This window comes from Paenibacillus sp. LK1, from assembly GCF_002750415.1.
Taxonomy (GTDB): domain Bacteria; phylum Bacillota; class Bacilli; order Paenibacillales; family Paenibacillaceae; genus Paenibacillus; species Paenibacillus taichungensis.
The window spans coordinates 87525-101326 of record NZ_PEII01000007.1 but is presented as its reverse complement, the minus strand read 5'-3'; the positions used below and the strand labels follow the sequence as shown (position 1 = coordinate 101326).

Genomic DNA, 13802 nt, shown 5'->3' with positions numbered 1-13802 from the left:
CTTCATTACAAATCCCATCTATTATATATGATTCAGCTATATCCGCAATGGTTTTGATGTAAACGCCATGTGTTATTTCTTCTTATTCTCACAAATACAGCATACATTACGGGTATATGTCGATATCTACGCATCCAAGTAGAGCGATTTCATGAGGATTTCGGAATCAAGTCATGTGAAAGGAGTCCTGTTCGTGGATATTCGCCGTAACCTGCCTTTGCTGATGATCATTTGTTTTCTGAGTCAGATGGGCGGTTTCATGATCCTGCCCCTGTTCCCTTTGTTTATTGAGGAATTCGGCCTGTCCGGCTGGATGATGGGGGTTATTTTTGCACTCTTTTATGTCGGCAAAGTGATTGGCGGGGTGCCCGCTGCGGCACTCTATCGAAAAATTGGGGGCAAGCGGGCACTTATTGCCATGCTGCTGCTGCTCGCTGTTTGTATGGGCGGTTTTGCTGTATCTTCTGCGGCGCTCGTATTCGGTCTGCTGCGACTGCTGCAAGGGCTCGCTTCTACCGGACTTACAGTCGTCGTGCGTTCCATCATCGGGGATGAGGGGAATGTCGACAACCGGGGGCTGTACAACGGTTACATCAGCAGCAGTGAAGGCGGGGGCATGGTGCTGGGTCCGGTCATCAGCGGCTGGCTCTCGTTGCATTGGCCTTTATCGGTGCCTTTTTTACTCGTTACCGTGTGCTGCCTGATGGCTGTGGTTGCAGCAATGGGGATGAAGACAGCCGCTAAGCCCAATCCTGTATCTGAAAATGTGGCGGACGGTCACGCCTCAAACGAGTCTCCAACGGATGCCAAACCAACGCAAACGCCTGCCGATTATACAGTTTCTCCAGGAAACACTACTCCTAGCCCAATCACTCCTAAACCATCCACCGGACTTACCCGGAGGCAGCAACTGATTGGCTACGGTACGGTTCATTTCCTGGAGATGAGCGCTTATGCCGTGTTTCTGACTTATTTTGCATTGTATGCGGCTCATATCATGCACTGGGACCCGTTTGCGATCAGTCTTGCCTTTACCGTCGTTGGTATCTCTACACTCGCGGCTGCTCCGGTAGCCGGTTATCTGTCTGATCGGATGGGTGATCGTCTGCTGCTCTGCATGTTCGGCATGCTAATGATTGGTATCGAAGTGGTCGTTTTTCTGAGCACATCTTCATATGTGCTGGTTTACGTGGGCATGCTGATCGGCGGTGTAGGCGGTGCATGTTACATGGATTCGTTCTTTGCTCATATCGGGGATCATATCCCGGACGAGGGTAGAAGCTCCGTCATAGGCAAAATTGTCTCTGTGGCAGAGATCGGTTCCATCGTGTCCCCTCTGGTGGCTGCTCTGCTTGTGGAGCGTGGATCGCTGTATACCGTGTTTGTGTTCAATCTGCTTCTGATTGCTGCTGCCATTGCCGTTCAGGCTGTGATGCGCAGCCGTTACAGATCGAAACGAGTGTAGACGCACAAAACTGCCCACATCAGTGGGCAGCCTCCAATCATTTTTTACCCAATAGCGCTGCGATATGTAGTGCATTTTCTTCGATTTTACTTTTTAAATAAAGGTCTGTGTTCTCAGGCAATTCCGTCGGCTTGTAAAACTTCGCTTCAAGAACTTCCACCCCATCGGGCTTCAGCTCGCCTTCAAACTCCGTGCAAATATAACCAATAACCACATTATAATATTCATGTCCATTTCTTAATTTCGTATATAACTCTTTCCCCGAAAAGACGCCGTACAACTCAAGTTTCTTGATCTCTATTCCAATTTCTTCTTTGACCTCTCGCCTTGCAGACTCTTCTACCGATTCGCCCAACTCCATAAATCCACCCGGTACTCCCCAGGTATGATCCACATGTCGAACCAACAACATTTCACCTAATTTATTCAATATCAAAATACTCGGTCTCACCAGAATAACTGGTGCATTGCCAACCATTTCTCGAAGCGATTCAATGTAACCCATGGGTAGGCCTCCTATATTAAGTCATGATCCTTATTATAGAAGTTCAATTAATTTCCATATAGAGAAAGAATATTAAGTTATATTTCCTATTTTAGAATCCGTGCTTTGATGAAAAAAACAGCAAAAAAACAACCCGTTCACACATCAGTGTGCAAACGGGCATTTCATTGGTGGGTTCTCAGCATGAGGCTGCTGATCCCCCTCGGTGTGTTGTTTTTCCCTGTCCATCCGTTCAGCTTCCGTTTTCTCTGTATCCAGTGTGTAGGAATGATCTCCATAGAAAAAGTTGGGCTTCACAATCTCATTACGGTATGAACTGTGAAAAATATGCGTCGTTGCCGGCGACACCGGCGGAATCAGCCAGACCCAATCACCTGTCAGTTCGCGCCCGGCTTTCTCTTCCCGCTGCTCAAACAAGGCAAATTGCGCTGCCGCTGTGTGGTGATCCACAATGCTAACGCCTGCTTTCTTGAATGAATGCAGCACAGCTACATTCAGCTCTACCAAAGCTCGATCCTTCCAAAGTGTCGTTTCACTCGACGTATTCAGGCCAAGTGCTGCCGCTACCGCTGGTAGTTTATTATAACGAAACGTATCCGCCAGATTGCGTGCGCCAATCTCAGTCCCCATATACCAGCCGTTGAATGGTGCTGCCGGATAGGATATGCCGCCAATCTCCAGCCGCATATCTGCAATCATCGGCACACCGTACCAGCGCATGTCCAGCTCAGCAATCTCGGGACGCTCCGGGTGTTCGATCCTCACTTCCACGATGTCTTCCTCGGGCACAGGATACCACTCTGGAGCTTGTCCCTGAGCCTGGATAATCAATGGCAGCACATCATAAGGCGTGCCTTCCCCCTGCCAGCCAAGCGACATTGCTGTCTTCGTTAGCTCAACGGATGCAGGATCACCTACAATGCCTTCCGTCGTCTCATATCCGGCATAACGGATCAACTGGTGATTCCAAATCCGCACGGGGGCTCCATTTGGTCCATCAGGTGGAAGGATCGTAATCATCGGAATGATCTTCCCTTTGTTGGAGGCCGCTCTGATGTGCGTCATCACAGCATCCGCTGCCATTCCAACCGTATCTGCATGACGGGCATCAACGATGCGCAGTTTATCCCAGAATAGCCGCCCGATGCAGCGATTGCTGTTCCGCCATGCCATTTTACAGCCATGCTCCAATTCATCTGCAGTATGCACATATGTGCCTGTGTGCTCAATCTCGTTCAAAACTGCAACAAGCCGGGCCTGCGCGTCTTCACGCGAATGGCCCAGCTCTTCATAACATCTATATATAAACCGTTCAGCTTCATCCCGCAGTTCTTCCAGGTCTGTCCGCATTATTCACTCCACCAATCTATACATCTTGAATGCCATCATTATACGGCAAGCACACCGGATTTGTAAGCGAACGGGCACTTTGTTCACGGACTCTACATATCGTTGTTCAGGATGTAGGTTAACTTAGCTTATTTGCCCAGAAATGCGTTTAACATCCAGACCTCTTTATCCAATACAGCGATGAAACCAATCAACATATCTTCAGTTGCATTATCTTCAGCTTCGCCAGCTGCTTGAATACCCTGGTTAATAACACCCACCATCGCTTGCAGATCAGCAACTACGGTTTCTACCATTTTTTCAGCCGACAACTGTCCCTGTGCTTCCTCAATAGGTGACAACCGTAGTTGTTCAGCCATCGTTGCGACCGGACGTCCACCAATGGCCAACAGACGTTCTGCAGCTTCATCCATATTCGCCGTAGCCAAGTTATATAACTCTTCGAATTTGGCATGAAGTGTGAAGAAATGAGGACCTTTCACATACCAATGGAAGTGGTGCAATTTGGTGTACAATACAGACCAACCTGCGATCTGGCCGTTCAGGACCTCTTGAAGTTCAGTGGCGTGGTTTGCAAAAGTATTGTTTCTAGTTTGGATTGTGCTCATGGAATTTATCCCCTCTCGAATACGATATAGTTTTGATTTTGATCACGTAATTTAACTTGCTTCCGGTTTTCTTTAATTTAGACTTAATCTAAATCTTGTTTTAATTATAGCACTGCCCTTATCCTTTGTGAAGGCTTTAGCCTACTCTTTCGAATGAAGATTCCATGAAGGTGCCTTCATGTTTGGACAGTGTGAGAAGACCGCTTTTAACACCTCTTACACTTAGTATCTATACCTCTATTTTCGCCAGTGTACAATGACAATCCTCACGTGGTATATAACAAAAAACAGCCCTGATCCTCACGGAGGATCAGGACTGCACCAACGCACATAGCGCACGCTTTATTGTTGAATCAACTCGGATGTAAGGATACAGCTTACCTCTTCATAACTACGAGCAACGTGATGAGGCTGATGCTCTGATTCTGGCAAAGCATCACGATGGTTGAACCAAATCACTTTCCATCCGGCATCCACCGCACCAACAACATCATTGCGCCAGGAATCGCCGATATAATAACTGGAACCGGAATCCGATCCCGTCTGCCTACTTACATGCTCAAACAATCTGCGATCCGGCTTGGCGTAACCAAGGGTACCCGATATGAAAATGCGTTCCTCGGGAATAAGACTGAGTACATCCAGCGCTTCGAGCTTCCGCTGCTGATGTTTTCCTTCTCCGTTGGTAATCAATCCCACCACATGCCCTTCTGCAAGAAGTCTTCGGATAAGTTCATATGCTCCATCAAAGGGCTGAATCTGAAACTGTCTACTCAAATAATGTGCTTGCAGTTCTTCAGCCTGTCCCTGTTCCAGGGGATATCCAAATTCCGCCATGGTCAGCTCAAATCTGCGATAACGCATCCGTTCCACCGCTTCGGGTTCGGGTACAGCAGACAAGTCCTCTTGAGCAGACAGCCAGTCGCTATAATAACGGAAGCGATGGTATGCCTCCCCATACGGGAAATCATCTGGTAAACCAAGAACTTGCTGTAAAGCGCCACGAAGCGGCTGCAAGTGGTCATACAAAGTATCGTCTACATCGAAAAAGATGGCTTTAGCTGCATTTGTTATTTCCATAATCGTTGCTTATCCTCCTGCTGTTGCTCCAAACATTCTCTCTACTTAATATATATGTTTTCATTTGCCCCGTCCGAGAAGTGAATTGCTTGTAGGATCTCCTCCGTTAGTTTTAAATCCTATAACTTTATGGACAAGAAGAAAGCACGAACAACCCTTTTAAAGATCTATTCGTGCTAAACAAACTTCTCGAAATTCACTTTCATTTGAGAATTATTCAATCCCTAACTTTGTCTCATCATACCATAATCAACGACTTTCCATTGCCCATCCTGATAAGCTAATTTCATTTCCAAAGCGATTGCCCCCTCGTTTGCACGATACTTACTGACCTCTATAGTCATCTCATTCCGGTTGTCCGAATGCTTCTGCTTTTCAATGGTTAGAAGAATGCCTTTAAGCATAGTTTGGTCCTGCTCGTATAATTTCTCTTCTATTAATTGTTCATAGGTGTAGTTATAAATTTTTACGTTATATTTTTTTTGTAGGTATTCTTCAATAACTTGCTTATCAGAATTTTTTAAAGGAACCCCTTCATTCAAAACCAGAGAAATGTATTCCATATCGGCATTAAGAGCTGTATCAGTTGAAATCAATTCTTCCAACGCTACTCGATAAGGTTCAGCAAGCTCATCCTGCGATGCTGAGCTAGTGACGCCGCTGGCGCAAGCTGGAGTTAGAAACAACAGCATAATGCTGATTATAAAATACAAATATTTCACTTTTATGATGATTCTCTCCTTTAATGTAAGTTACCTAAATAAACGCAATTGAAATACAAAATGTTGCAAATAGCAAAACAAAAAGCAGCCCACAGAGCTGCTTTCTACACCATACCGTTTCAGTTAGATGTTGCTTTCTTAACCTTCTGGAAGATATGATTTTGGAGTTTCATTTGACCCCATTTTTTATAATTAACACGATTCCACAATCAACGGTACAACCTTACCTGCATTCACATCAATCAGGCCGTGATCCGTAATTTTCAGAGCCGGACTTACCGCAAGAGAATGGGTACTGATGGACATGATTGGGTTATAGTGCACGTAACCAAGAGACAACATCGCTGCACGCAGTTCTTTCACTTGGTGTGACACTACCGCCAGCGGTTCCTCCGTCAAAATGCCACCCACTGGAAGTTCGAGATGAGACAACACTTTGCCGTCTTCGACCACACAGAACCCACCCTGGCTCGAAATTACCTTGTTAGCTGCCAATATCATATCTTCACGATTGCGCCCTACGACCAAAAGGTTGTGGTTATCATGTGAATATGTTGTCGCAATGGCACCACGCTTAATCGTGTCTCCACCAATCAATCCATGTGCTCGGTTGCTGTTCACTCCATAACGTTCAAAGGTCGCAATCTGTCCATATTCGCTCTCTTCCCAGAGCAATTCACCATTCGCAGCCTGAACCTGTGCAATATGTTCTTCCACAAAGGTTGAACCATCCTTCACCATCATAACCCGGCAGTTGTTTAAACCATTTTCAGATAACTGTGCGTCTGAGTCAGATGCTTCACTTTGCCCATTCACCTTTGGATCAGACAAACGGATTGCGAAATCCTCGGCTCCCAGTAGATTCAATTGTACGCTCTTGTAAAAGTGAGGTGGGAACTGTCCACTAATTCGGTCCTGCTTGTACGGTTCGTAGTCGTCATAAGCTTTACGGCCATTTTTGTATACCTGCTCTACTGCAAGTGTATCTAAGTTGGACAGCAGCACATAGTCCGCCACTTTGCCTGGGGCAATGCTACCGCGATCAGTCATTTTCATACGGGATGCAGGGGTTGAGGTTGCAGCGTAAATCGCATCTTCGGGGCGCATACCCATCCGAATAGCTTTACGTACGATATGATCCAGATGTCCCCGTTCCACCAGCGAATCCGGCATAACATCGTCCGTTACGAAGCAGAAATGCTGAGCGACATCATGCTGAATCAGGTATTCCATGACTTCTGGCGTCATCGATTTTTCCTGAATTTCAATGAACATACCGGCCGCAATTCGCGCCTGCAAGCCCTCAATGCTCTGATGTGTATGATCCGAATCGATGCCCGCATAGATCAGTCGGTGCAGATCCAGCCCAAGCAATTTCGGTGTATGACCTTCGATCACAAGATCTGGATAGTTTTTGCGAATATGCTGAAGAATCTGATTGGTCTTGCATTCCGGATCACGGATGACGTCCACATAGTTCATGATCTCACCGAGACAGATGATCTCTCCAGTAGCGAGCAGCACATCCATGTCTTCGATTTCGATTGAACCACCTGTTGTTTCCATCGGTGTCGCCGGAACGGAGCTTGGGATAGCGTAGAACATGTCCACCGTTGTCTCACGACTTGCCGACATCATCTCCTGCACACCTTCCAGCCCAAACACATTCGCCATCTCATGCGGTTCCGCCACAATGGACGTTACTCCGCAGCGGATCAGGCCATGGGAAAAGGTTGCTGGTGTCACCATTGTACTCTCAATGTGCAGATGAATATCAATAAGGCCCGGAATCATGTAACGTCCGCGTGCATCAATCACTTCATCGGCTTCAATCATCTCCGGTCCGCCTGGACCAACATACATAAATCTACCGTCCAATACAGCCACGTTGTTCATTTCGAATCGTTTATAATAACTGTTATACACATGTACATTCTTAATTAGTTGATCTGCACGCATGGGGCATAATCTCCTTCTTCATGAGCATCTTACAGCGATCCAGAGCAGCAGCTACAACTAGCTATATTGCTCTGGATTCAGCTGATAAATGCCTCTTTTGCTACTTCTGCTTCCTGCTGCTATTCCACAAGGACAAGTTTATCCTGCGGGAAAATCAGATTAACCCGCTGTCCGCTGAGATAAGGTGTCTCCATCTCCTGATTGGCTGTGAAGTCGCCAAGTTCTGTCTCAATGACGTACTGATAACTGCGTCCAAGGTACGTGCTTACTTTGATAATCCCTGGCAAAGCATTCGCCATGTCACCAGAGGTATCTCCACTAACCATCAGATCATCCGGGCGAATCGCACCTTTGCGTGCACCGGGACGTGCTGTTCCGGGATGCGCTGTTGCCGTGAACAAACGACCACCCGCTTTCAGCGTGATCACCTCTCCTGCATCACTGCGCTCTGCGAATTCAATAAAATTGTGGAAGCCGATAAATTGGGCTACAAATTCCGTCGCCGGGTATTTAAAAATGGTTTCCGGACGGTCGAGCTGCTCGACAACGCCTTTGTTCATAATCGCTACCTGATCCGAGATGGAGAAGCACTCCTCCTGATCATGAGAGACATAAAGTGTCGTAATGCCCAGTTCCTGCTGAATCCGGCGGATCTCCACCCGCATATTCAGCCGCAGGTTGGCATCCAGGTTACTGAGTGGTTCATCGAACAACAGCAAATCCGGTTCAATGACGAGTGCGCGGGCAATCGCCACACGCTGACGCTGTCCACCGGAAAGTTCCTGCGGGAAGCGTTTCTCGAAGCCGTTCAGGTTCACCACTTCAAGGATGCGCATTACGCGTGAAGAAATATCCTTATCTTTTACCTTGCGCATCCGCAGGCCGAAGGCCACGTTGTCATAGACAGACAGATGCGGGAACAACGCATAACTCTGAAATACAAATCCGAAATTCCGCTTGTTTACCGGAACCTTCGTGTAATCCTTGCCGCCGAACATAAACTTGCCCTGTGTTGCTTCCAGGAATCCGGCGATGAGGCGCAGCGTAGTTGTTTTGCCGCAACCGCTCGGTCCGAGCAGGGAGAGCAGCTTACCTTTTTCCAGCTCCAATTGAAAATCCTTCAGGATCGTCTGGTTATCGTAAGCCACCGATACGCGATCCAATGTCAGCAATGCCATAGCGTTCTGCGCCTCCAATTAACGTTTAGTAAAGTATGAGAATCCGCCCATGATCCGTTCGATCACGAACATTAAAAGTCCAGTTAATACCATCAAAAGCACGGAAATGGCTGCAATGGTTGGGTCAAAATAATTTTCTACATAGGTCAGCATCTGAATTGGCAATGTGCTTACCCCTGGTCCGGTCATAAACACGGAAATGTCCACGTTGTTGAACGACTCCAGAAAGGCAATCAGCACCGCTGCGAGAATCCCTGAGCGAATGTTAGGCAGCACGATCTGGAAGAACGTTCTAACCCGTCCTGCGCCGAGACTCAGGGCTGCTTCTTCTACCGCAAAGTCAAAGCTCGACAGACTCGATGCGATAACGCGAATGATAAATGGAAGCATAATAATCGTGTGACCGATTAGCAGACCCAGATACATCGGCAAATGATAGATCACGATCAGGTATTTCATCAATGTAAAACCAAGCACGATTCCCGGAATGAGTACCGGAGACAGGAACAATGCATTCAGCACCGACTTGCCTTTGAAATCATAACGACTAAGTGCGTACGCAGCCGGAACCCCGAGCAACAGCGCCAACAAGTTTCCCAGTAGGGAAATGATGATGGACGTCTGGAACGTGCGGAGGAAACCGCCTGTGTTGAAAATATTCTCGTACCAGCGGAGGGAGAAGCCCTCCGGCGGAAATTTGAGTACCGTCCCCGGTTCAAACGAAGTCACCGAGATGATCAGAAGCGGGCCCAGCAGAAAGATAAAGACCAGCAGACTGAACAGGCCCAGCCCGATATGTTTCTCCCGCATATGTCTACCCCTTCGGATTTAAAGTTTTGGCCATTTTGTTCATGACACCGACCACGACAAACGTAATGACAATCATAATCGCAGCAACGACCGAGGCCAGATACCAGTCGTTCAGGGTCATGGCGTTCTGATAGAGGAACGTCGCAATTACGCGCTGTTTGCCTCCCAATAGTGCAGGCGTCGTATAAGCCGTCAGGCTACCGACAAAAACAAGTACGGCTCCGATAACAAGCCCTGGCACAGCCAGCGGGAACACCACCCGGCGGAATGCCGTGAAGCGGGATGCACCCAGGCTCTGTGCTGCCTTAAGCAGATCACCATCGATGTTCTCAAGCACACCGACCAGGGAAATGATCATAAGTGGCAGGAACAGATGAGTCAAACCAATCATCATGGCTGCCGGCGTATACAGAATATCGAGCGGCTTGTCCACGATACCAAGCCCAACGAGGGCGTTGTTAATCAGCCCTTTGCGTCCGAGAATAATCATCCAGCTAAACGAGCGCACAACCGGGCTCGTTAATAGCGGGAAGATTGCCAGCGCGAGCAGAATGCCTTTGCGGCGCGGCGCTTTCTGTGAAATATAATAAGCTGTCGGGAATCCGAGCACCACGCAGACGATGGTGGTGACCACGCTGACCTGCAGCGTCGTAAGCAATATTTTCAAAAAGTAAGGGTCTCTGAAAAAATGCATGTATCCTTCAAACGTGAAGGAGTTTTCCTGAAAAAACGTCGATCCGATCGTCAGGACAATCGGAATGATCATAAATGCCGCCAAAAACACAAATCCCGGCAGCAATAGCCAGTATACTGATTTCTTCATCGCGGTACTCCTGACATAAGAATTAGAGATTTATACTCGGATACTCCGATTGCAGTACCGTCCTTCGATCCCTGTTATCCCCCGATTTTTCTGATTCCTTATCAATGGAGAAAATCGGGGGATAAAGGGGAACGCTTCGCTTCTCCAGATCGGTTCTGCACTCTCCGCAATCGTATAAATATCTTATTGGGTCGAGCAATTAAGAATTTAATGCGTTAATAAATAACTCAAGGAATGCCTCGGCATCTACCGTTTCGCATACCAATGTGTTGGGTTGTTCGCCCAAACGATTTTGGAAGTCACATACCATCTGACCATCACACAGGCGGCTGGCTGTCTCTACATCGACGTAATACGATTTGCGTCCAACCAGTTCCGGGGCAAGAGCGACGCCAACGGCCAGTGGATCATGCAGGGCACAGGCGCGTATGCCGTTCATTTCTTCATACCGCTTGATGTAAATCTCTGTGCTCTGTGCCACGTAATCGCGCAATACCGGATCAGTCAATCGTCCGATGGCTTCTTCATTCAGTAGCGTTTGGCGGGTAACATCCAAGCCCACCTGCGTTAGCTTCTCGAAACCAGCATGCAATACAATGCGTGCGGCTTCGGGATCAGCGTACGTGTTGTACTCCGCAGTAGGGGTAATGTTGCCATGCCCACGAACGACACCACCCATGAAGATGACTTCCTTCAATAATGTAGGTAGTTCAGGACACTTCATTAACGCCAGAGCCAGATTCGTTAACGGCGCGGTCATGATCAGTGTTAGTTCGCCTGGGTACAACTTCGCTTGTTCAACGATAAAGTCGGGGGCAAAACCTTCATCCGCCTGCTTGGACACGGCCGGATCGGGCAGCGCACCACCCAATCCGTCCTGTCCATGTACCCGGTGCTCATAGTGAGATTTGCGTGTGAGTGGCCCAGCCGCTCCGGCAATGACCGGAATGGAGGGTGCTCCCACCAGCTCGAGAATTTTGCATGTATTATCCGTTGCCTGCTGAAGTGATACGTTCCCGCAGACGGTGGTAATCCCGAGAATGTCCAGCTTCCGACTCTTGACGGCCAGCAAGATCGCCAGCGCGTCATCAATACCGGTATCCACATCCAGAATGATGCGATTTCCTGTTTCACTCATACATGCCCAACTCCTCTGCCGTTAAAATATTGCTTGCTGCAAATTTTTGTTTGTCGAGCTCAATCTATAACTGTCTCTAAACCTTATCGTTCTAACGCTAATTATGCTTATTGTGCAATCTCGCGGTTCCAACGATCTGTCCATGCTTTAGCCTGTTGATTCACAAATTCCATATCCAGCTTGTTCAGCTTGCCAACGACGTCCGCACCATACGTTACACCTTCAGCTTCTTCGGCATTCAATTCAACTTTTGTATTTACCGGGGAATCCACTTTAGCTTTGGCGGATTTGGTTTGTACATCCTGGCTCAACTGCCAGTTGATGAATTCTTCGGCGAGTTCTTTGTTCTTGCTGCCTTTCACAACATTGATCGTATTCATGACGGCATACGCACCTTCGCTAGGTGTAACAAACTTCGCATTTGGCACTGCCGCTTTCAAATCTTTGAAGTACATTTCCATAATCGGTCCGCCAGCAATCTCTTCCTGGGAGAACATGTTCACGAATTCGGAGGTTTGCGTGTAAAATTTAACAACGTTGCTGCTTAATTTTTTCAGTTCCGCAAAAGCTGCATCTTCATTAAATGTTTCGTTTCCGGCTACACGTGAAGCTGCATCCAATACCATTGGGCCTGCTGTTGCCGTAATGTTCGGAATGGTCAGGTTACCCGCAAACGCTGGATCCCACAGATCAGCCCATGAAGTGACTTCTTTGTTAACGAGGTCCGGGTTATAAGCGATACCGAGCTGTCCAACCGTGTAGGCCGGGCCATAATCTTCACCAAGTGGTGCTTTGGCAATATCATAAATGTCATTTACATTTGGAATTTTGGAACGGTCAATTTTCTCAAACAGACCTTCATCGATACCTTGTTGTGCATAGTAATCGGACAAATAGATCACATCAACATTGGATGTACCTTGGCGGATTTTGTTCAAACGCTCAGCGTTGTTACCCACTTCAAGCACGATGTCTACATTATGTTCTTTTTCAAATGGACCAAATACTTCTTCATTGAAGAAATCTTCCGAGAACCCCCAAGTGGAGATGACCAGTTTGTTTGGCGCCGTGCCTCCGCTGCCTGATCCGCCTGTTGCGTTGTCTGTACTGCTGCCGCATCCTGCAAGTAATACTGATGTCATTGCCACTGCCGCCAAACCGCTAATCCACTTTTTCATCATGATCCTGATTCCCCCTAATATGTGTGTTTTAACAACCCAAACCATTAAGTTGAACTAGCTTGATATTCGCAACTAAAAATTTCACACAATAACGTAGAGGACAGAAAAAACCTGAAGTAGCGGAGCTAAAAGCTTTCTGAAAGAAAGCTGCATCGAAAGCATACGCTTCGCCTTTATTCCCGGATTTCACCTTTTCTAATTGCAATCAAAGAAATCTGGGAATAACAGCGATCGGAAGGTTGTTCTGTCATCGGAGTGCCAGTGTGAATATTTGTTAGTTGGGCTCATATAGTTCAACTTAAAAAAACAAAAAGAAAAGCATTCTTGTATAAACAAGAACACTTTTCTTCGTAAACAAAGGAAAGCGACACCCGCTGCCGGTACATCATCGGTTTCTGCTTCAGAATCAATCCGAAGTCAGACGCCATCATATGAAATTGTTCGGAATCCGAATGATGAATAAGAATTGTGTGCAACGCATGCATCGAACCTGTCGATCCATCCTATGCTTGTTCCAATATCACATTCGTAATGGCCCACTGCGTGGACGCATCGTAATCCCGTAATACAGCTTCGATTGGCAAACCCATGTGCTGCTCCAACTTCTCCCTGAATTTCTTCTTATATAAGACAGACATGCGGAAGTCCACTTCCAGCTTCAAGCCGGGGGCCTCCCCTTCCAGGGCGTCAGAGCGCGGTGAACGTCGGTGCTTCGCGTAGAAGGTCACAATGTTCTGATCAATGGTCACTCTCAGGAGAGTGGTGCCAAAGCCGAACAGTTCCTTCGAAATTTCGTTATAATACTGGCACATCTTCTTCTTGCTCTCATTGCTGTCCAGCAGTTCCATGAACTCACCCACATCATTTACTACCGTACGTTCGACGTGTTAACACGATTGATTATACATATATCTACGATTTTAGGCAACCCAAAAGATATAGTTAACATGTAAATAACACATAAAAGCGAACGATAGGCATAA

General features: G+C 47.2%; 13 protein-coding genes. 1 reads left to right on the top strand and 12 read right to left on the bottom strand.

The window, feature by feature from the left end:
• Nucleotides 1-193: 193 nt before the first annotated feature.
• Nucleotides 194-1465 (top strand): MFS transporter, encoded by a 1272-nt coding sequence (locus tag CS562_RS16770; RefSeq protein ID WP_175381476.1) that lies wholly within the window; start codon nt 194-196, stop codon nt 1463-1465.
• Between the two features lie 37 nt (nt 1466-1502).
• Here CS562_RS16770 and CS562_RS16765 read toward each other — a convergent pair whose 3' ends face one another.
• From CS562_RS16765 to CS562_RS16705, 12 genes are all read right to left on the bottom strand, one after another.
• Entirely contained in the window at nt 1503-1970 is a 468-nt protein-coding gene (locus CS562_RS16765; protein WP_076287476.1) for an NUDIX hydrolase, read from the bottom strand.
• A gap of 144 nt (nt 1971-2114) precedes the next feature.
• Nucleotides 2115-3320, bottom strand: a complete 1206-nt coding sequence (locus tag CS562_RS16760; protein WP_099857353.1) for a nitric oxide synthase oxygenase — start codon at nt 3318-3320, stop codon at nt 2115-2117.
• Nucleotides 3321-3448: 128 nt separating this feature from the next.
• Complete coding sequence (locus CS562_RS16755; protein ID WP_099857351.1) at nt 3449-3928, bottom strand: Dps family protein; 480 nt, start codon at nt 3926-3928, stop codon at nt 3449-3451.
• Between the two features lie 342 nt (nt 3929-4270).
• The gene (locus tag CS562_RS16750) at nt 4271-5008 is read right to left on the bottom strand and encodes an HAD family hydrolase (RefSeq protein WP_099857349.1); all 738 of its coding nucleotides are present in this window, start codon (nt 5006-5008) and stop codon (nt 4271-4273) included.
• A gap of 224 nt (nt 5009-5232) precedes the next feature.
• Nucleotides 5233-5730: a hypothetical protein gene (locus tag CS562_RS16745; RefSeq protein WP_099857347.1), complete on the bottom strand. Its 498-nt coding sequence runs from the start codon at nt 5728-5730 to the stop codon at nt 5233-5235.
• Nucleotides 5731-5922: 192 nt separating this feature from the next.
• Nucleotides 5923-7689: an adenine deaminase gene (locus tag CS562_RS16740; protein WP_099857345.1), complete on the bottom strand. Its 1767-nt coding sequence runs from the start codon at nt 7687-7689 to the stop codon at nt 5923-5925.
• A gap of 119 nt (nt 7690-7808) precedes the next feature.
• Entirely contained in the window at nt 7809-8867 is a 1059-nt protein-coding gene (locus CS562_RS16735) for an ABC transporter ATP-binding protein (RefSeq protein ID WP_063567191.1), read from the bottom strand.
• A gap of 18 nt (nt 8868-8885) precedes the next feature.
• Nucleotides 8886-9677 carry an ABC transporter permease gene (locus CS562_RS16730; RefSeq protein WP_024632851.1) on the bottom strand — a complete coding sequence of 264 codons (792 nt, stop codon included), beginning with the start codon at nt 9675-9677 and terminating at the stop codon, nt 8886-8888.
• Between the two features lie 4 nt (nt 9678-9681).
• Nucleotides 9682-10500 carry an ABC transporter permease gene (locus CS562_RS16725; protein ID WP_063567190.1) on the bottom strand — a complete coding sequence of 273 codons (819 nt, stop codon included), beginning with the start codon at nt 10498-10500 and terminating at the stop codon, nt 9682-9684.
• Nucleotides 10501-10699: 199 nt separating this feature from the next.
• Nucleotides 10700-11638, bottom strand: a complete 939-nt coding sequence (locus CS562_RS16720) for a nucleoside hydrolase (protein ID WP_099857343.1) — start codon at nt 11636-11638, stop codon at nt 10700-10702.
• Between the two features lie 107 nt (nt 11639-11745).
• Nucleotides 11746-12816: an ABC transporter substrate-binding protein gene (locus CS562_RS16715; RefSeq protein WP_076287717.1), complete on the bottom strand. Its 1071-nt coding sequence runs from the start codon at nt 12814-12816 to the stop codon at nt 11746-11748.
• 506 nt (nt 12817-13322) lie between these two features.
• Nucleotides 13323-13667 (bottom strand): Na-translocating system protein MpsC family protein, encoded by a 345-nt coding sequence (locus CS562_RS16705; RefSeq protein ID WP_024632855.1) that lies wholly within the window; start codon nt 13665-13667, stop codon nt 13323-13325.
• Nucleotides 13668-13802: the final 135 nt, after the last annotated feature.